At 61.0% G+C, this 20,370-nt stretch carries 16 protein-coding genes; 15 read left to right on the top strand and 1 reads right to left on the bottom strand.

Going from position 1 to position 20,370, the window contains the following annotated elements; genetic code table 11:
• The 4 genes from DW037_RS10820 to DW037_RS09590 form a co-directional block, all read left to right on the top strand.
• Positions 1 to 330 (top strand): hypothetical protein (locus DW037_RS10820; protein WP_233542355.1); only part of this gene is annotated, 330 nt, incomplete at its 5' end.
• A gap of 614 nt (positions 331 to 944) precedes the next feature.
• Positions 945 to 1,331, top strand: a complete 387-nt coding sequence (locus DW037_RS09580) for a helix-turn-helix transcriptional regulator (protein WP_117637774.1) — start codon at positions 945 to 947, stop codon at positions 1,329 to 1,331.
• 335 nt (positions 1,332 to 1,666) lie between these two features.
• Positions 1,667 to 2,173 (top strand): hypothetical protein, encoded by a 507-nt coding sequence (locus DW037_RS09585; RefSeq protein WP_117765733.1) that lies wholly within the window; start codon positions 1,667 to 1,669, stop codon positions 2,171 to 2,173.
• Positions 2,174 to 2,320: 147 nt separating this feature from the next.
• Positions 2,321 to 3,313 carry a PLP-dependent transferase gene (locus DW037_RS09590; RefSeq protein ID WP_158561595.1) on the top strand — a complete coding sequence of 331 codons (993 nt, stop codon included), beginning with the start codon at positions 2,321 to 2,323 and terminating at the stop codon, positions 3,311 to 3,313.
• A gap of 225 nt (positions 3,314 to 3,538) precedes the next feature.
• Here the strand turns inward: DW037_RS09590 and DW037_RS09595 are convergent, their stop codons facing one another.
• The gene (locus DW037_RS09595; RefSeq protein WP_117765729.1) at positions 3,539 to 3,886 is read right to left on the bottom strand and encodes a winged helix-turn-helix domain-containing protein; all 348 of its coding nucleotides are present in this window, start codon (positions 3,884 to 3,886) and stop codon (positions 3,539 to 3,541) included.
• Positions 3,887 to 4,079: 193 nt separating this feature from the next.
• Here DW037_RS09595 and DW037_RS09600 point away from each other — a divergent pair, with 193 nt between their 5' ends.
• The 11 genes from DW037_RS09600 (at position 4,080) to rpoD (ending at position 20,186) form a co-directional block, all read left to right on the top strand.
• Positions 4,080 to 5,591, top strand: coding sequence for an IMP dehydrogenase (locus DW037_RS09600; RefSeq protein ID WP_117736274.1), 1,512 nt, complete (start codon positions 4,080 to 4,082; stop codon positions 5,589 to 5,591).
• Between the two features lie 259 nt (positions 5,592 to 5,850).
• A complete protein-coding gene (gene leuS / locus DW037_RS09605; RefSeq protein WP_118373228.1) occupies positions 5,851 to 8,427 on the top strand; it encodes a leucine--tRNA ligase in 2,577 nt (858 codons plus the stop codon).
• 249 nt (positions 8,428 to 8,676) lie between these two features.
• Positions 8,677 to 9,171, top strand: a complete 495-nt coding sequence (gene rimP / locus DW037_RS09610; protein WP_118373229.1) for a ribosome maturation factor RimP — start codon at positions 8,677 to 8,679, stop codon at positions 9,169 to 9,171.
• 1 nt (position 9,172) lies between these two features.
• Positions 9,173 to 10,420 (top strand): transcription termination factor NusA, encoded by a 1,248-nt coding sequence (gene nusA, locus DW037_RS09615; RefSeq protein ID WP_006234042.1) that lies wholly within the window; start codon positions 9,173 to 9,175, stop codon positions 10,418 to 10,420.
• Between the two features lie 89 nt (positions 10,421 to 10,509).
• Positions 10,510 to 13,224, top strand: coding sequence for a translation initiation factor IF-2 (infB, locus tag DW037_RS09620; protein WP_117716036.1), 2,715 nt, complete (start codon positions 10,510 to 10,512; stop codon positions 13,222 to 13,224).
• 11 nt (positions 13,225 to 13,235) lie between these two features.
• Positions 13,236 to 13,646 (top strand): 30S ribosome-binding factor RbfA, encoded by a 411-nt coding sequence (rbfA, locus tag DW037_RS09625; protein ID WP_117637767.1) that lies wholly within the window; start codon positions 13,236 to 13,238, stop codon positions 13,644 to 13,646.
• Positions 13,639 to 14,682: a bifunctional oligoribonuclease/PAP phosphatase NrnA gene (locus DW037_RS09630; RefSeq protein ID WP_099431635.1), complete on the top strand. Its 1,044-nt coding sequence runs from the start codon at positions 13,639 to 13,641 to the stop codon at positions 14,680 to 14,682. The genes rbfA and DW037_RS09630 overlap by 8 nt, the downstream gene beginning before the upstream one ends.
• 15 nt (positions 14,683 to 14,697) lie before the next feature.
• Entirely contained in the window at positions 14,698 to 15,630 is a 933-nt protein-coding gene (gene truB, locus DW037_RS09635) for a tRNA pseudouridine(55) synthase TruB (protein WP_117716037.1), read from the top strand.
• Positions 15,627 to 16,634, top strand: coding sequence for a riboflavin biosynthesis protein RibF (gene ribF, locus DW037_RS09640; RefSeq protein WP_233508960.1), 1,008 nt, complete (start codon positions 15,627 to 15,629; stop codon positions 16,632 to 16,634). Before truB ends, ribF begins: the two co-directional genes overlap by 4 nt.
• A complete protein-coding gene (dnaG, locus tag DW037_RS09645; RefSeq protein WP_117716038.1) occupies positions 16,627 to 18,726 on the top strand; it encodes a DNA primase in 2,100 nt (699 codons plus the stop codon). The genes ribF and dnaG overlap by 8 nt, the downstream gene beginning before the upstream one ends.
• Positions 18,727 to 18,836: 110 nt before the next feature.
• On the top strand, positions 18,837 to 20,186 hold the full coding sequence (gene rpoD, locus DW037_RS09650) for an RNA polymerase sigma factor RpoD (RefSeq protein WP_117798136.1): 1,350 nt from the start codon (positions 18,837 to 18,839) through the stop codon (positions 20,184 to 20,186).
• The last annotated feature ends 184 nt before the right edge of the window (positions 20,187 to 20,370 follow it).

A 20,370-nucleotide genomic window follows, 5' to 3' on the forward strand; every position in this document is an offset into this window, starting at 1 on the left:
TTGCTGCCTAGGCTAGCCCCTTGTCACACAAACTACCGAAGCCTCCCTTTTTTCATGTATGCAATGTGTGACGTACTAGCCAAGCACCATCCCGGCAATGGAATGATCGAGCATGGGCGGCTTCTACTGGTTGACGTGATCGTGGTCAAACAAGTGATATCGATTAGAATTAAATCAATTGCGCTGGAAGCCTTCGGGCGACACCTGAAGAGGGTTGATGCGTCGGTCCTCTTTTTTTGTTTGGATGTAAGATTCGGCCAGGCAAAACAAGGATCTCATTTGGGGAGAACAAATATCCGGCGGTTTTCCGCTTCGGGACGCGCGGTTTAAGGGTGCTTTTCGGAAGTGCGGGGAAAAATCGGAAACCTCCGAGCATAAACCGAATTTCGGCAACAAAACCGCAGGTCGCGGAAGGCTAAAACAGGGGTCTGGTCTGTCGATCTCGGTTTTTCACCGCACTTCCGGAAACGCCCGACGGAAGCATGCGGCAAATTTTGGAACCCTCGAGCACATCGTCCTTTTCATGAAAAGAACCCGCAGGTAGAAGCGTTGCCACTATCCAGTGTGGTTGACGTGTCTAGAATATGCCGCACACTTCCGGATTTTGCATAAGCTCGACTGGTTTGTTTATCGATTGGGGCAGAGGAATCTTGTCTGGACCTCGTTATATGTATTTAAATGGATGAACTTAACCTATAAGTTAAGTTCATCTAGAAATGGGAGGTGCCCTTTGGCAGAAGGATATGATCTTGTCGAATATAGAGACCTCAAGGGTCGACCGTTTTGGGAATTGACGGCTTCTCCCGACAACTCTCAATTCCAGAAAATGTTGTCAGACCCTAAGCGGAAATTAACCGCTCGAACAATGATCGGCCAGAATAGCACGTCAACTTCTGGAATCTGAGCCTTGACTTTTATACTTGGCTTTCGAAACGGAGAACACAATGAATAAAGTAGATTTATCTGATTTTTACGCCGATACAGAAACCAGCGAAACACGCGCTTATGAACACGCGCTAGATATCGAGTTTATTGTTCATCGCGAGATGAAGCGTCTGGGTTTAAGCAAAAGCGATTTGGCAAAGCGTATGGGCGTGAGCCTTCAGTCGCTTTCGAAGCTGTTGAATTCTCAGCCCAATATGACGCTGAAGACGATCGCTAGGTTCGAGCTTGCTTTGGGTATCAAAATCGTTCCGCAGGTTATCGCCAGCCATTCCAAAGAGTTGCCGTTTCTTTCATCTGATGATTCTGTGCGAGAGCAATGTGCATCGCCTGCCATTCTCCCTGCAGAGCTGTCAGCAGATTGCGATGTGCCTTTTCAGAGCGAATAGCATTTCCTCGATGAATCTAAGTCGAATGAGTTGCCGCTCTCACATCCTCTAAAAAGTTCTTAAAACAGCCTTAAAGGCGCCTTGGCTCGCTTTTACAGCGTACAATACGCATGTTTGACTATGGCAAAAGTAGATTTTTGGGGAGGGGGAACGCCGTGGAAGTGCTGGTTGTTGGCAACACCGCATATGTTGACGATGACTTTTGCTCCAAGGCGTTCCCCGGCGACCATGTGTAGGTCGTAGCCGCGCAGGACGCGCGCCGCGATGAGTCGTCGCCCCATGCTTCGTGGAAAGAGCTCCTCCAGCACCTGGACCAGGCCTACGAGTTTGAGCGCGTGGTCTACCTTTCTACCTACCTCACCCCGCATACCGTGACTTTTGGCGACATTGGGCTGCTGCGCTCGGTGTTTCGTGCCTGTATGGGACGCAATGTGCAGCTGCTGTTTATTGCGGGGCCCGCGGGTGCAGAGGGCACCACTGGCGGATGTGACGACGACGCCACGGCCGCCAGTGGGGCCCAGACGGGCAAGGGCATTATCGCCCGCGCTGCCAACGACCTGTGCCGTTACTATGCATCGCGCGACGGCATCCAAGCCAAAGTCCTGCGCGTGCCGTATCTGTATACCGCATCGCCGGCATTAACCGACCCATTTTTGATGCCGTTGTTCGAGGCATGCTCGGGCGGGTCGGTCGCGCTTCAGGGTGCGGCAGATGCGCCGTTTCCCCTGCTGTGTGCCGAGGAACTCGCGGTGTTGGTGCATCGTATCTTTGACAGCTGGGATGCCAACTTTGAGATGCTCGACGTTGCAGACGCTTTTGGCCACCCGAGGCCTATGGCGTGACCGTTGACGCTCCGGGTGCGAGCGTGACCTATCACACGCTCAGCATCTAGGCGTTTCGTCGCCTATCGGCGCTATACTGCAGCCGTTGCCCACGATGCGGGGAACACCCGCATCGTGGGTTTTTTGCTTATGAAGGGACGGTGCCGCGTGGACGTACAGCAGCTAGAAGAGGCCTGGGCTGCAAGGGCCGGCGCGCGTGAGGCGCGTCTTGCTGCAGCGCCGCATGTGCCGGCGGCGCTGTCTCTGTTGGGGATTGTACGTCCCGGCGATCGCCTGGTTGCGTTTGCCGATGACTTTGCCGATGCGTTTGCGCGCGGCTTTGAGTGCTGCGACGTGGCTATGGTGGAGGAGCCGTCGGTTGCGGCGTTTACTGCTGCGTCCGAGGGCTTTGATGCTTCGTTTGAGGTCGAGGGGCCGCACCTGTGGTGGTTCGTCAACTCTATTGGCGGGTTTGGATTGCGCGTGCCCGATCTGCGCGCGTTAGGACGTGCCGCGCGTGAGGCTCATGCGCTGCTCGTGGTGGATAACACCGTGGCTGGTGTCTTTGGGTGCGATCCGTTGCGCTTGGGTGCCGTGCTGTCGCTCGAGGCACTTGACCGCGTGTGCGCCGGTGAGGCTCCGCACAAGTTGGTTGCCATATCGGTCGCGCGCTCGCAGCTCAAGCGCCATCGTGTGGATGCTGCTGCCGAGTGCGCGCATGCTCTGCTTGAGGGCTGTGGCTTGGTCAAACTTGATTTGCCTGCTGATGAGGCCGGTGTGCTGGAGCGCGGGCTGGACTCGCTCGATGCCCGCATGCAGGCACATTTCGACCGCGCACGTGCGCTGGCCGAGTACTTGGCTGCCAATGAGATGGTGCACGCCGTGCGCTATCCTGGACTGAGCTCGCATCCCGACCATGCGGTTGCAACTGGAATCCTCGAGCACGGCTTTGGTCCGGCAGTTGAGTTTGACCTTATCGAGCGCAGTGCGGGCGATTTGTTCGATGCTTTGCCGGGGGAGTTTCGCACATCGCCCGCCGGCGGCGCAACGACGCGACTCTCTGCTCCGCGCGGCAAGCAGGGGAGCACCATTCGCCTCTTCGCCGGTACCGACGACCCCCTGGTTGTAGCGTCCACCCTGGACAACGCGCTCCGAAAGTAACTAATCGGGGTGTGTGTCACGAAAACGGCCTATTTACTACGTTTAAGCCATAGGGGTCGACCATACCCGCCTATTTCGAAAATTGCCAAGCTGTCTACCAGCGGTTTTATTTTCATAATGTCCGGTATGGTCGAGGGTATTCAGCTAAACGTAGTAGATGGGCCCGTTTTGTGGCACGAGCCTCAATCCGAGGGCACGGTGGACAACAATTCAGTCCCAAAAGGACTACTCTGCATTGATGCTGGCGATGAGGTCGTTGGCTTTGGTGGCGATGACGTTGTTGATGTCGGCCTGCAGCTCCTCGTAGGCCGCTATGGCGCGCTCGCCGGCGGGGGTGAGCGATGATCCGCGGGCTCCGTCGCGCTCGATGAGCTTGCAGCCCAGCTGGCCTTCGGCCTCGTTTACGATGCGCCAGGCCTTGGAATACGCCATGCCCATGCTCTTGGCGGCACGGTTGAGCGAGTGTTCGTGGGCAATACCCTGCAGCAGCAAGACGCAGCCGTGGCCGAACACGCCCGGTAGGTCTTTGTCGCACGCTTGAATGACCAACTTTGCCGTCGTCTTGTACTTCATACGCTCCACGTCTCCCCGCTAAAGTGTTTGCTGGGCAAACGCAAAGCCTGCGTCAAACCCTCGTGTGCTCTTCTTAAATCATGCATTGTAGCAGTCAAAGTGCGTTAAGATACTTCCCCAGTATTGGGCGCCCAAGGTTGGGCTGGGTCCTACGAGGCCTGCAGCCGACCGGTCGCATGGAAAAAGGAGAAACATGGCTACGTTCTTTCCCGGTGAGTCCCACACGTTTTCGGAGTATCTGCTGGTTCCTGGTTACTCGTCCTCGCAGTGCATCCCCAACAACGTCTCTCTTAAGACGCCGCTAACCCGCTTCAAGCGCGGTGAGAAGCCGGCAATCACCCTGAACATCCCCATGGTTTCCGCCATCATGCAGTCCGTCTCGGGCGTCGACATGGGCGTCGCGCTCGCTACCGAGGGTGGCCTGTCCTTCATTTACGGTTCTCAGACCCCCGAGTCCGAGGCTGCTATGGTTAAGGCCGTTAAGGATCACAAGGCTGGTTTCGTTCAGTCCGATTCCACGCTGACCCCCGACATGACCATGGAGCAGGTCATCGAGCTCAAGGAGAAGACCGGCCACTCCACCATGCCGGTCACCGACGATGGCACTCCCAAGGGCAAGCTCCTGGGCATCGTCACCAGCCGTGACTATCGCCCCAGCCGCGATGACCACCAGAAGAAGGTCTCCGAGTTCATGACCCCGCGCGAGCAGCTCATCGTGGGCGACAAGAACATCAGCCTCAAGGTTGCCAACGACGTCATCTGGGACAACAAGCTCAACGCTCTGCCCATTGTCGACGACAACGATCACCTCATGGGCATCGTCTTCCGCAAGGATTACGACAGCCACAAGACCAACCCCAACGAGCTGCTCGACGGCGATAAGCGCTACATGGTCGGCGCCGGTATCAACACCCGCGACTATGCCGAGCGCGTGCCGCTGCTTATCGAGGCCGGTGCCGACGTCCTGTGCATTGACTCTTCCGAGGGCTTCAGCGAGTGGCAGAAGCGCACCATCGAGTGGATCCGCGCTAACTACGGCGAGGACGTCAAGGTCGGTGCCGGTAACGTCGTCGACGCCGAGGGCTTCCGCTTTTTGGCCGACTGCGGTGCCGACTTCATCAAGGTCGGTATCGGCGGCGGCTCCATCTGCATTACCCGCGAGACCAAGGGTATCGGCCGTGGTCAGGCCACCGCGCTGATCGATGTCTGCCGCGCTCGCGACGAGTACTACGAGGAGACCGGCGTCTACGTGCCCGTGTGCTCCGACGGCGGTATCGTCTACGACTACCACATGACGCTCGCCCTTGCCATGGGTGCCGACTTTATGATGCTGGGCCGCTACTTCGCCCGCTTTGACGAGAGCCCGACCGAGCGCGTCAACGTTAATGGCCAGTACATGAAGGAGTACTGGGGCGAGGGCTCTGCGCGCGCCCGCAACTGGCAGCGCTACGACCTGGGCGGCGCCGCGAAGCTCAGCTTCGTCGAGGGCGTCGACTCCTACGTCCCGTACGCCGGCTCCCTCAAGGACGGCGTGGGCGGCACACTCTACAAGGTCAAGTCCACGATGTGCAACTGCGGCGCCCTCTCGATCCCCGAGCTCCAGGAAAAGGCGCGCCTGACCCTGGTCAGCTCCACCTCCATCGTCGAAGGCGGAGCCCACGACGTAGTCGTGAAAGACTCCCAGCAGTCTGTGTCTTATCGATAGGATAAGAGCTGCACATAAAGGTTGAGTTTCAACCACGTTATTTAGATAAAGCGAGATGCCTGCAAGTCGCAGGCATCTCGCTTGTTGTATTTGCTATCATCAGTCAAGTTAACCTTAGGGTCGGGCGGCTTAGCTTTGTTCGCTACAAGTTCCGCACGCAAAGAAGAGCACTTAATGTGCTCTTCGTCTTGCGCAGGACTGTCCGCAGTAGCGAATAAAGCTAAGCCGACCGACCCCATTAAAGATTAAAGGAGCTGATATGTGCGATTGCACAGATCATAAGGATGAGATCCCTGCCTACGACGCGCAGGCCATTGAGTCCAAGTGGATGAAGGCCTGGGAGGACTCCAACCTCTTTGCCGTCGACACCGACGACAGCAAGCCCAAGAAGTATGTGCTCGAGATGTTCCCGTATCCGTCGGGCGACCTGCACATGGGCCACGCGCGCAACTACACCATCGGCGATGCCATGGCCCGTCAGGCCCGCATGCGCGGCTACGACGTGCTGCACCCCATCGGCTTCGATGCCTTTGGTCTGCCCGCCGAGAATGCCGCCATCAAGCACAACACACAGGCTGCCGCCTGGACGTATAAGAACATGGACCAGGCGCTCGCCACGATGAGGCGCATGGGCTTCTCCTACGATCTGGATCGTACCGTTAAGACCTGTAGCCCCGACTACTATCGCTGGGGTCAGTGGATCTTTGAAAAGATGTGGGAAAAGGGTCTGGTCTACCGCAAGAAGAACCCGGTCAACTGGTGCCCCACCTGCAAGACCGTTTTGGCCAACGAGCAGGTAACCGAGGGCAAGTGCTGGCGTTGCGGCACCGAGCCCGAGAAGCGTGACCTCGAGCAGTGGTACTACAAGATCACCGACTACTCCCAGGAGCTGCTCGATGACCTGGAGAAGCTCCCCGGCTGGCCCGAGCGCGTCAAGCAGATGCAGGCCAACTGGATCGGCCGCTCCGAGGGCGCCGAGGTCGACTTTACCCTGTGCGACACCGATGGCGAGCCCATCGAGGGCGACGAGGGTAAGATCACCGTCTTCACCACGCGCGCCGACACGCTCTTTGGCGTTTCCTTCTTTGTCCTGTCTCCCGAGTACGTGCGCCTGCACGAGCTCGTCGAGGGCACTCAGTACGAGGAGGCCGTCACCAAGATCGTCGAGGACTCCAAGCATATCTCTGCCGTCGAGCGCGCCCAGGGCACCCTCGAGAAGCACGGCGCCTTTACGGGCCGCTACGTGGTAAACCCCGTCAACGGCGAGAAGATCCCCGTGTGGGTTGCTGACTATGTCGTTGCCGACTACGGCACCGGTGCCGTCATGGCCGTTCCCTGCGGCGACCAGCGCGACTTTGAGTTCGCCCGCAAGTACGACCTGCCTATCGTGCCGATCATCCTGGACGATGAGGATCGCGCTGCCGTCGAGGCTAGCGGCGAGACCATCGACACCTTCCATGCCGAGAACGTCGACTGGGATTGCGCCCACGCTGCCGAGGGCACGCTCGTCCAGTCGGGCAAGTACACCGGCATGCGCGGCGGCAAGCACTCTGAGGGCGAGGCTGCCATCGTGGCCGACCTCGAGGCCATGGGCTGCGGCCGTCGCAAGGTCGAGTTCCGCCTGCGCGACTGGCTCATCAGCCGTCAACGTTACTGGGGCAACCCCATCCCGGCCATCCACTGCGAGCACTGCGGCATCGTGCCCGTGCCCGAGGACCAGCTGCCGGTGACGCTGCCCGAGAACCTGGACCTGGGTGCCGGCGAGACCCTTGCCGAGTGCAAGGAGTTCTACGAGACCACCTGCCCGGTCTGTGGTCGCCCGGCCAAGCGCGAGACCGATACCATGGACACCTTCACCTGCTCCAGCTGGTATTACCTGCGCTATACCGATCCGCACAACACCGAGCTGCCCTTCTCCCGTGAGGCCGCCGACCGTTGGATGCCCGTCGATAACTACATCGGCGGCATCGAGCACGCCATTCTGCACCTGCTCTATAGCCGCTTCTTTACCAAGGCCCTGCGCGACCTGGGTCTGCTGAGCGTGGACGAGCCCTTCACTAACCTGCTGTGCCAGGGCATGGTCAAGGACGAGAACGGCGAAACCATGTCCAAGTCCAAGGGCAACGTCGTGCCCCCGAGCTCGGTCATCGAGCCCTACGGCGCCGACACCATGCGTCTGGCGATCCTGTTTATCGCCCCGCCCGAGAAGGATTTCGACTGGGACCCCAAGGCCGTTGATGGCGCCAACCGCTTCATCAAGCGCGCCTGGCGTATCGTTTGGCAGCTTGTCCAGTCTGGCGACGCCAGCGTGGCCTTCGACAAGTCAGCGCTCGACGAGGTTGCGATGAAGCTCTATCGCGAGCGTCACCGCACCATCGCCAAGTGCACCGAGGACTTCGATCGCGGCCAGTTCAACACCGCCATCTCGGCCGTCATGGAGCTCGTCAACGCGGCGAGCGCCTACCTCAACGCCACTGAGGTCGCTTCCCGTGACAAGGCGCTGTGCTACGGCGTGGCTAAGGATATCGTGAGCGTCCTTGCCCCCATCTGCCCGTTCTGGGCCGACGAGCTGTGGCATGAGGCGCTCGGCTGCGAGGGCAATGCCTACACCGCCGCCTGGCCCGAGTTCGACTTGGCCGAGTCCATAGAGGACACGGTGCAGATCGTCGTACAGGTGCTCGGCAAGGTCCGCGGCCGCATCGACGTCGCCCGCGACGCCTCCAACGAGGAGATGCAGGCTGCCGCTGAGGAAGCCGTCGCCAAGTGGCTCGAGGGCAAGACGGTCGTCAAGGCCATCTGCGTGCCCGGCAAGCTGGTCAACCTGGTGGTCAAATAAGCTCTGCGCGTAAAGCTGACATGCAATAAACGAGGGACGGTCCGGTTGGGCCGTCCCTCGTTTTGTTTAGCCTGGCCGCGGTCAATTGTCCTATTCTTGTGGAGAAGCTGTGCGCACGCTGACCTGCAGATTCGTACTGTGCTTGCACGTTTTCGCAGCTATTGCTATAGTTTGCTTGCAAATGAAGTTGTAATTGAAAGAAGTGGGGTTTCGGCCCCGCTTCTTTTTTGTATGGATGGAGGTGCCGCAATGGTCAAGACTAAGACCGAGCAGGCGATCATCGATGCGCTCGAGGCCGTCGCTCCCCAGCACGATGTCGACATCGTCGACGTCGAGCTCGTGGGTGCCACCAAGGCCCCCTGCGTGCGCGTGCGTATCGAGGGTGCCGAGGGTCAGAGCCTGTCGCTCAACGACGTCACGGCCAATACCAAGTGGGTCGGCGACGTGATTGAGGAGCTCGACCCCATCTCTTCGAGCTATACGCTTGAGGTGTCGAGCCCGGGCATGGCGCGCCCACTGCGCCGCCCGTGCGACTTTGCCCGCTTTGTGGGCGAGAACTGTGAGCTCACCTCCACCGCCACCGAGGGCCGTCGCAAGTACGCCGGCAAGATTGCCGCTGCGACCGAGACCGACGTGGCCCTCGAGCTCGAGGACGGCGAGTCCGTTACCCTCGATTTCTCTGATGTTAAAAAGTGCAAGTTGAAGCCCACCTACGACTTCAAGCCCGCGAAGGAAGGAAAGTAAGATGGCAGCATCCGACATGATGTCCGCCCTGATGGAGCTTTGCCAGGAGAAGCACATCGACCAGCTCTACCTGATCGACCGCCTGGAGCAGTCGCTCGCCAAGAGCTATGCCGAGATCCTGCATCTTGAGTGGGGCGCTAAGGTGACCATCGACCGCACCACCGGCAAGATCTACGTCTACCGCCTGGAGCCGATCGACGATTCCATGGACGAGGAGGGCAACTTCACCGAGTTCGAGGAGATCGACGTCACCCCCAAGAATACGAGCCGCATCGCTGCCCAGCACGCCAAGGCCGAGATCAACGCCATCGTGCGTAACTCCGCCCGCGAGCAGATCTACGAGGAGTTCTCCGGCCGCATCGGTGACCTCATCAGCGGTACCGTGCTGCAGTCCACGCCCGACTTCACGATCGTCAAGATTCGCGAGGGCGTCGAGGCCGAGCTGCCGCACTTCGATCAGCGTCGTTACGAGAACGAGCGCAACGAGCGTCCGATGGGCGAGCGCTACCTGCACAACCAGCACATCAAGGCCGTGATCATCGACGTTCGCGACCCCAACTCCAACCTGCAGCCGGTTCGTGGCGAGCACAGCCGTCCGCCGATTGTCATCTCCCGTACCCACCCCGAGCTCATGCGTCGTCTGTTTGAGCAGGAGGTGCCCGAGATCTATGAGGGCACCGTCCAGATTAAGTCGATCGCCCGCGAGCCCGGCCAGCGCTCCAAGGTCGCCGTCCACTCGCTCGACGACCGTCTGGATCCCGTGGGCGCCTGCGTCGGCCCCAAGGGCAGCCGTGTTCGCGCTGTCGTGGGCGAGCTCCGCGGCGAGCGCGTCGACGTCATCCTGTGGGATGCCGATCCTGCCGTCTACGTCGCCAACGCCCTGTCGCCCGCTAAGGTCACCCGCGTCCTCATCGACGAGGAGAAGGCCTACGCCGGCGTCATTGTGCCCGACGACCAGCTGTCCCTCGCCATCGGCAAGGAGGGCCAGAACGCCCGCCTTGCCGCGCGCCTGACCGGCTGGCACATCGACATCAAGTCCGAGACGCTTGCCGCCGACATCCTCAAGAACGTTCCCGTTCACGAGGAACCCGCCGCCGACCTGATCGGTGATGAGGAGGACGAGGACGTCCGCCGCTGCGAGTACGTGTCCGAGGACGGCATCCAGTGCCGCAACCAGGCCCGTCCCGGCTCCCGTTTCTGCGGTGTCCACGACACCGACGCCTTCGATGATGCGGAGGACCTGATCTAGCGCGGTCGCGCCGGGCGGGTCCCGGCGCGTCTCCCACGCTCGTTCAGTCTCTAGGCACCCAAGGTGCCAGAAAGGGTAGGTGAAGTCATATGGCAAAAGTCCGTGTGTCCACCCTGGCCAAAGAGTTCGGCATGACCTCCAAGGAACTGATGGGTCATCTCGCCGATATGAAGATTCCCGCTAAGTCCGCTTCCTCCACCTTGGAGGACGCCTATGTCGCCATGGTCCGCAAGCAGCTCGCCTCGGTGATCGAGGCCCGCGCTCAGGAAGTCGAGGCCGCCAAGCAGGCCGAGGAGCAGGCAGCTGCCGCCGAGGAAGCCGCTCGCGCCGCCGAGGCCGAGCGCGAGCGCATCGCCGCCGAGAAGGCACGCGAGGAGGAGCGCCGCCAGTTTGCCGCAGCCCAGGCTGCCGAGGAGGCTGCCCGCGCCGAGGCCGAGGCCAAGAAGAAGGCCGAGCAGGAGCGCCTTGCTCGCGAGAAGGAGGAGGCTGCCCGCGAGGCCCAGCGCCGCGCCGTTCCCGCTTCCGACTCCGGTTCGCGCTTCCGTTCGCTGCTCGACCAGATCGCTGCACAGGAGACCGTGCTCAAGGAGAAGAAGGACGCCGAGGACAAGGCCAAGGCCGAGCGCGCCGCCGAGCGCGGTAACCGTCGTGGCGGCAACAACGACCGCCGCGGTGGCCGTCGTAACGATCGCAACGCTTCCGACAACAACTCCGAGCGCAACGCCTCCGAGAGCCGTCCGCACAGCCATCGCACCAACGCCAGCAACAACGTCGCTGCCGGCATGGACTTCCCCAACCCCGATAAGCAGGGCAAGGGCAAGAAGCGCAAGGGCGGTCACAACAACGAAGAGGACCACTACAGCCGCATGGCTCGTGAGGCCGAGGAGTACAGCCGCGAGAAGGTGCTCGAGGAGGCTCGTGCTGCCGTCGAGGAGGCCTCTCGTGAGTCCACCGGTCGCCGCAAGAAGCGCAAGGAGAAGCGCGAGCGCGAGGCTGCCAAGGCTCAGGAGGAGCGCAAGATAGAGGAGGCGCTGGCCCAGGGCGTGAACCCCGAGGAGCTCGACGCCATCAAGGTCTCCCAGGGCGTTACCGTCCAGGAACTCGCCGAGGCACTCGACGTTCCGGCCAACGACATCATCAAGCGCCTGTTCCTGCTGGGCACGCCGCTCACCATGACGCAGTCCATGTCCGATGACCTTGTCGAGCTCGTTGCCGACGACCTGGGTCGTCAGATCAAGATCATTACCCCCGAGGAGGAGAATACCTTCTCGTTCTACGACGATCCCGCCGACCTTAAGCCGCGCGCACCGGTCGTCACCGTCATGGGCCACGTCGACCACGGCAAGACGTCGCTGCTCGACGCCATCCGTCACACCGGCGTTGCTGCCGGCGAGGCGGGCGGCATTACGCAGGCCATCGGCGCTTCGCAGGTCATGATCAACGACCGCAAGATCACCTTCATCGATACCCCGGGTCATGCCACCTTTACGGCCATGCGTGCCCGTGGTGCCAAGGTGACCGACATCGTCATTCTGATCGTGGCCGCCGACGACGGCGTCATGCCCCAGACCATCGAGTCGATCAATCACGCCAAGGCCGCCGGCGTACCCATCGTCGTCGCCGTCAACAAGATCGATAAGCCGGGTGCCAACCCCGACCGCGTGCGCCAGGAGCTCACCGAGTACGGCATCATCCCCGAGGAGTGGGGCGGACAGAACATGTTCGTCAACATCTCGGCCAAGCAGAAGATCGGTATCGACGACCTGCTCGAGACCGTGCTGCTCCAGGCCGACGTGCTCGAGCTCAAGGCCAACCCCGACACTTTTGCCTCCGGTAACGTCCTCGAGGCTAAGCTCGACAAGGGCCGCGGTTCGGTTGCCACGGTGCTCGTGACCCGCGGTACCCTGCACGTGGGCGATACGCTGGTCGCCGGCCTTACCTACGGTCGCGTCCGCGCCATGCTCGATCCCAAGGGCAACGCCGTCACCGAGGCCGGTCCTTCCGACGCCGTCGAGATCCTGGGCCTGCAGTCCGTGCCCAACGCCGGCGACGAGTTCCGCGTTTTCGAGGACGAGCGCGAGGCTCGCGCCCTGGCCGATGAGCGTTCACTCAAGGCCCGTATCGAGGAGCAGAGCCGCGTCAAGCACGTCACGCTCGAGAACCTCTTCGAGACCATTGCCGACGCCGAGGTCAAGGAGCTCAACCTGATCATCAAGGCCGACGTCCAGGGTTCCATCGAGGCCCTTCAGGACTCGCTCGACAAGATGGATCAGTCCGAGGTTCGCATCAACACGATCCACTCCGCCGTTGGTGCCATCAACGAGACCGACGTCGTCCTGGCCGACGCCTCCAACGCCATCATCATCGGCTTTGGTGTCCGCCCCGACGGTAAGGCGCGTTCCGCCGCCGAGCGCGAGGGCGTCGAGATCCGTTGCTACGACGTCATCTACAAGTGCCTCGAGGAGCTCGACGCTGCCCGTATCGGCATGCTCAAGCCCACCGAGGTCGAGGTCTCCACGGGTACCGCGACCGTCCTGGACACCTTCAAGGTGCCTAAAGTCGGTATCGCCGCCGGTGTCCGCGTCGAAGAGGGCGAGATCGCCGCGACCGATTCCGTGCGTCTGGTGCGCGACGGCATCGTGGTCTTCAACGGCAAGATCGCCTCGATGCGTCACTACAAGGACGAGGCCAAGAGCCTCAAGAGCGGTTCCGAGGGCGGCATTGGCCTGGAGAACTTCCAGGACATCAAGCCCGGCGACCAGATCGAGGGTTACCGTATCGACCAGGTTGCCCGTACCGAGTAGGGGGTAGCGCTATGAAGCAAACGCAGGCAACCCGCCGTCTGGGCGAGCAGCTTCGCGAGAAGCTCGGTTATATCCTGCTCTTTGAGGTTTCCGATCCGCGTCTCGACCTGGTTACTTTGACCGCGGTCGAGGTCGCGGTGGACCGTTCGTTCGCGCGCGTGTACGTGTCGTGCGATGCGAGCCGCTACGACGAGGTCTTGGAGGCGCTCGCAAGCGCTAAGGGCCGTATTCGCAGCCTGTTGGCTCGCTCGCTCGATTGGCGTGTTACGCCCGAGCTCGATTTTCGCATCGATCGCTCGACCGATGAGGCCGAGCGTATCACGCGTGCGCTGGAAAACGTTCCCGCCACGCTTGCGATCGAAAAGGACGAGGACGGCTATCCGATAGCGGATGCCGCCCAGGAGGCAGCTTTAGATGACTAATTCCGCCGACCTCGCCTCGTGCGAGTCTGCAGATATTCAGCGACGCATCCTCGAGCTCATCGAGGGTGCGTCCTCCATTGCGATTTCGGGACATACTTCTCCCGATGGCGATGCCTTGGGCTCCGTTTTGGGTCTGGGCCTTTCGCTCATGAAGTTTTTCCCCAACAAGGACATTGCCCTGCTGCTGGCAGACGATGATCCGGTTCCGCGTATCTACCGCTTTATGGAAGGCTCCGATCGCCTGGTGCCGGCATCTGCGTACACCGGCAATCCGGACCTGTTCATCTCGGTGGACGTGCCGGTCGTCGAGCGTCTCAATAATTCCGCCGAGGTGCTTCGTCGCTCCAAGCATGTGGTGTGCTTCGATCACCATCCGGCGCGTGAGGAGTTTGCCGAGCTCAGCCTGAGGCGCGTCGAAGCTGCAGCCTGCGCCATGATCATCGACCGCTTCTTGGACAATTGCGGCATTGTCGCACGTGATGGCGTTGCGACCTGCCTGCTGTGTGGCTTGGTTACCGATACCGGCCGTTTTCAGTACCAAAACGCCGATGCCGCCGCGTTCCATGCAGCCTCGCGTCTGGTTGCCCACGGTGCCGATCCGGCGCGTGTGGCACTCGAGGTCTACCAGAGCATGCGCGTTGAATTTTTGCACCTCAAGTCCATCGTTATGGGCCGCATTAAGACGGTGGCCCACGGGCGCGTCGCGTATAGCTACGCGTACCAGAGTGACCTTGAGGCCTGCGGTGTCACCTCGGATGAGTGCGACGGCCTGGTCGATGTGGTTCGCTCGGTGATGGGCGTCGAAGTCTGCCTGTTCCTGAAGGGCATTGAGGGCGATACCAAGGTGCGCGGCAACCTGCGCTCCAAGGGCGACCTCAACGTGTCCGAGATCGCTGCTGCCTTTGGCGGAGGCGGACATCCCGCTGCCGCCGGTTTCTCCAACAACGGAACGATTCTCGAGACGCTCACCGTGGCACTTCCCATGCTGGCCGAACTGGTAGGGGAGGATCCCGCTTCGGTGACCGTCGAGCTTTAACTTTTTGGATGGTACATGGCTCGTCGTACGCCTTCTCAACTGAATATGCTGCTCGCCGTCGATAAGCCGGTGAGCTGCACGTCCCACGATGTGGTCTCGCAATGTCGGCGCGCCCTCCATGAGCGTCGCGTCGGCCATGCCGGCACGCTCGACCCCATGGCATCGGGTGTCATGGTGGTGGGTGTTGGCCAGGCTACTCGTTTGCTGGGCATGCTAACCCTCGATACCAAAAGCTATGTCGCCGACATCTCGTTTGGCGCCGAGACCAATACCGATGATGCGGAGGGCGAGGCGGTCCGCACGGTGGCTATTGCCAACGAGCTGCGCGATCCTGCCTATGCCCGTGAGCGCTTGGCGGCCATGCTGGGTCCGCAGATGCAGGTGCCGCCGGCGTTTTCGGCTATCTCGGTCAATGGCGTTCGCGCCTACAAGTCTGCTCGCGAGGGCAATGCGGTGGACCTGCCTCCGCGCCCCGTCGAGGTCTATGCCGCCGACCTGATCGCCGTGGGCGGCGAAGGTGATACGTGTGTGTGGACCGTGGCGTTCTCGGTGAGCAAGGGCACCTATATCCGTGCGCTCGCTCGAGACTTGGGCCGCGCCTGTGAGAGCGCCGCGCACATTTCCGCGTTGCGCCGCACGGCCTCCGGTGTTGTTTCCATTGGCGCTTGTCATGCGGTCGAGGAACTTTCCCCCGAGTCCGCGCCTGGCTTTGCCCTGGATCCCATTGCTGCCCTGGGCGCCACGCGTGTTGACTTGCCTGGCAATCTTGCCGATGACCTGCTCTGCGGCCGACGCATTCCCGTTGAGCGTGCGCTTGCGGATTTCGATGCCTCGAAGGCGCCGTTTGCGTTGGTGCTCGATGGGGGACTCAAGGCGCTCGCCCGCATTGAGAGTGGCCGCTTTGTCATGGAGCACGTGTTTCCGCAGGCAATCGGCGGTGTTCGATGATGTTGTCCGCTCGCGAGCTCGCGCGTATCTTTTTCGCGGGCGAGTCGGACGAGGCTCGCATCGTTGCTGCCGATGCATTTGATGAGTGCGAGCACTTGGGTGCTGCCTCCATCGCCATCGGCGTTTTCGATGGTGTGCACCGTGGACACCAGGAACTCATCGAAGCGCTTGTCTGTGATGCCCGTGCCCATGGCTGTAAGGCGGTCGTGGTTACCTTCGATCCCGACCCGGACGTCGTGGTGAGCCCTTCGCCCGCTCAAAAATTGATGACGACGGCCGACCGTCTGCATGCCCTGGCTCAAACCCGGGTCGATGCAGTGGTGGCCGTTCCCTTTACGCCTGAGGTTGCGGCGCTCGACCATGTCGGTTTTCTCGCACTGTTGTCACGCGTTGTCGACATTCGTTCGATTCGCGTTGGCAGCGATTTTAGGCTGGGTCGCGGCGGTGCTTCTGGTGTTGCCGAGATGCGCGCCTGGGGTTCCGAGCGCGGAGTTGACGTGTATGGTCACGACCTGCTTTGCGAGGGCGGCGAGGCCATTTGCGCCACCCGCATTCGTCACGAGCTGGGACAGGGCCATGTGGGGCTTGCTGCTGGGTTACTCGGCCGCCCGTATATGGTGCGTGGCGGTGTTATTCGCGGCCGCCACGAGGGCTCTGGCATGGGCTTTCCCACGGCAAACCTACAGGTTCCCGACGGCATTCAGGTGCCTGCCGATGGCGTGTATGAGGGCCTGGTGCTGGTAAACGACATCGTGTGGCCTGCTGCCGTTAACGTCGGACTGCCGCCGACGTATGCCGACGATGCGGCATCTGCGCATCTTGAGGCTAATTTAATTGGTTATACGGGCGACCTGTACGGTGCTTCCGTTTCGCTGGCGTTTACGCGCTGGCTGCGTCCGTCGCGCGTGTTCGATTCGCTGGATGAGTTGATCGCGACCGTCGAGGGTAATATCGAAGATATTCGTCACAACTTGGGCGAGCAGGGGGTGAGCGTCCGTGATTAGCGATGAGGAAAAAGACCAGGTACGCGCTGCGTCCGACTTAGTCGCCATCGTGCAGGAAACGGTTGAGCTCAAGCCCCGCGGCCATGAGTTTTGGGGCTGCTGCCCCTTTCATGGCGAAAAGACTCCGTCCTTCCACATTATTCCCGCCACGCAGGTGTGGCATTGCTTTGGCTGCGGCGAGGGTGGCGACGTCTTCACCTATATCATGAAGCGCGAGAACCTGAGCTTTCCCGAGTCAATCCGTTATTTGGCCGATCGTGCAGGTATTGAGCTGCACGACACCGGAGATCGCCGCGAGCGCGGTACCAAGCGTGCCCGCATCTACGATCTGTGTGCCGAGACCGCCCAGTTCTACCACACCATGCTTATGCGCGGTAAGGATGGCCGTCCACGTGAGTACTTTGCCAGCCGCGGCATGGGTGGCGACGTCTGCCGCCGCTACTGCCTGGGCTTTGCGCCGGGTCGTAATATGCTGGTGGCTCATCTGTCGCAGGCGGGCTTTACTCCGCAGGAGATGATCGACGCCAACGTTGCCGTGAGTCGAGGGCGCGGGCAGCTTGCCGACCGCTTCTACGACCGCGTGATGTTCCCCATCTTTGACGAGCAGGGTCACAACATCGCCTTTGGCGGTCGCATCATGGGTGACGGCCAACCCAAGTACCTCAACACCGCCGAGACGAGCGTGTTTCATAAAAAGCGAAACCTCTACGGCTTTAATTGGGCCAAGGAGTTTATCGTCGCGCAGGATACCGCCATCGTGGTAGAGGGCTATACCGACTGCATCGCCTGTTGGGAGGCGGGGATTAAAAACGTTGTCGCTACGCTGGGCACCGCGCTCACGGAGCATCACGTCAAGACGCTCACCCGCTTTGCCAAGCGCATCGTGTATATGTTTGACGGCGATGCCGCGGGCCAGAAGGCCGCCCGTCGCGCGATTCAGTTTATCGAGCAGGATTCGATGGACCTGCGCTGCGTGGTGCTGCCTGACGGCAACGATCCCATGGAGTTCATCACGGCCCACGGCGGAGAGGAGCTGCAGAAACGCATTGACGCCGCCGAGCCGCTCATGGACTTCGTGTACCGTTCGCTGCAGGAGTCGAGCGACATCACCACGCCGGGCGGTCGCGCCAAGGCGCTGGAGGATGCGCTCACGCTCATCTATCCGCTTCGTGACAGCTATATGATCGATACGTACTTTATCCAGATTGCCGATCTGCTGGGTTTGGATTTGGAGACGGTGCGCGCGAGTTCGGGCCGCGTGTTTCGCGATGTCGCTAAACGCGAGGATGCGGAACGCCGACGCGAACAGAACTATGAACGCCAGCGGGCGCAGGCTGAGCGATCTGGTAGCGCGGGCGGTCGGTCGTCTGGTTCGCAGGGAACATCTCGTGGTGCTTGGGCGTCGGGCGCGACGCCGCCGGTGTCCGCACCGGTCGAAGAAGAGCCGTACGACTACGTCCCACTCGATGCCTACGGTGCCGCGCCGGTCGAGGTCGTCGACGACCTGCCGCCGATCGATGTGCCTGACGGTATGGGCTCTACGCCCGCCGGTGCCCCGACAGACGCCTCGGCCCCTATGGTTTTGACAGATCTAGAGCGCAAGTCCTTGGCGGGGGAGCGTGAGCTGCTAACCATGCTCACGAGCTACCCCGACCTGTTCCGCACGTATGCCGACCGCATCTGCTCCATCGAGTGGGTTGACCCACGTCACGAGTCCATCGCATGGGCCGTGCTGGCAACGCCGCCGGGAACCGATCCTGCAGCCTGCATGGATGCGGCACGCTCGGTGTGTCCCGAGGCGGCAACGCTTGTGAGTGCCGGGCGCATCTCGGCGACGAGCAAGCACCCCACCGAGACGAACATCGTGTTTATGCTCGATACGCTCGAGCTCTACACAATCAAGCGCCGCATGCGTGCCGCACAGGCCAAGCTGCGCCAGGACCGTTCGCTCGATGATGAGGCCCGTCGTGCGCTGACCGTGCAGGCCGCGCAGGACTCGCAGCGTCAGCGCGAACTGCAAAAGTCGATCGGCGGCGTGGCGGACCCGTTCCGTTTGATCGGCCTGGAGGCCGCAGGCACCGAACAGGCCTAGATGTTGTGGTCAACCAGCGTATTCTCGCCTATATCCAGTCCTCTTTTTGGGTATAGACGTCAATGTGTGTGCTAAAGTATTGAGTCCTGTGGACTATGAAGGGAGAATCTGTGCCAAAAAAGACTGAGAGCACGGGTACTGGGCTGGAATCCTACGTTGCAAAGCTCATGGGCAACGGCTCAAACAGGACTTCGGTAACCGAGGACGAGATTCAGGTCGCCCTGAAGGATATCGATGTTTCTGACGAGCAGCTCACCGCGGTGTATTCCGCGCTGCGCAACAGCGGCATCCAGATTATCTCCGCGAGCGGTAACGACGACGCCCCCATGGACGTCGACGATGACGATAACGATACCGATACCGACGATTTCGATGACGATGACGAGCACGATTCCGGCTCGCTCGACGATCACGAGCTCAAGATGGCCCGTCAGGCCGACGCCGAGATGGGTTCTTCCAAGAGCAAGAAGAAGCGCACCGTGCGCACGTCCCGTTCACGCTCCCGCGTGCGTGGCATCGATGCCTCCACGGTGATGCTGACCGGCGATCCGGTTCGTATGTACCTCAAGGAGATCGGCAAGGTCGACCTGTTGACCGCTTCCGAAGAGGTCGATCTGGCTATGAAGATCGAGGCCGGTCTCGAGGCCACCGAGAAGCTCGAGGCTGCCGAAGCAGGCGAGCTCGAGCTCACGCGTGCCGAGATGCGCCGTCTGACCCGTATCGAGAATGTCGGCCTCGAGGCCAAGCAGGCTCTCATCAGCGCAAACCTGCGTCTGGTCGTCTCCATCGCCAAGCGCTATGTTGGCCGCGGCATGCTGTTCCTGGACCTGATCCAGGAGGGCAACCTCGGTCTGATCCGCGCCGTCGAGAAGTTCGACTACCAGAAGGGCTTTAAGTTCTCCACGTACGCCACGTGGTGGATCCGTCAGGCCATCACGCGCGCTATCGCCGACCAGGCCCGTACCATCCGTATTCCCGTGCACATGGTCGAGACCATCAACAAACTCGTCCGCGTGCAGCGTCAGCTCCTTCAGGACCTGGGCCGCGACCCGACCCCCGAGGAGATCGGTGCCGAGATGGACATGAGCGCCGACCGCGTCCGCGAGATCCAGAAGATCTCGCAGGAGCCCGTGTCGCTTGAGACCCCCATCGGCGAGGAAGAGGATTCCCAGCTGGGCGACTTTATCGAGGACTCCCAGGCTATCGTTCCGCCCGATGCCGCCAGCTTCTCCATGCTGCAGGAGCAACTCACTCAGGTGCTCGACTCGCTTGCCGATCGTGAGCGCAAGGTTATCGAGCTGCGCTTTGGCCTTGTCGACGGGCATCCCCGCACGCTCGAGGAAGTCGGCCGCGAGTTTGGCGTCACGCGCGAGCGTATCCGCCAGATCGAGTCCAAGACCTTGGCCAAACTCCGCCACCCGAGCCGCAGCAGCAAGCTGAAGGACTATATCGAGTCTTAGTAGTTACGGCGTTTTACCAAACGCCGTAACTGGCCGACGCTGCGCGGACACCAGAGCGACAACTTGTCATTCAAAGAGGACGGCATGACCAGAAGGTCTATGCCGTCCTCTTTTCATGCCAATTTGTTCGCTCTGGTGCCCGCTCGCTCATATGACCCAATCCACTGTCAAGGGCCACAATGGC

Source organism: Collinsella sp. AF39-11AT (assembly GCF_003474585.1).
Classification (GTDB): Bacteria; Actinomycetota; Coriobacteriia; order Coriobacteriales; family Coriobacteriaceae; genus Collinsella.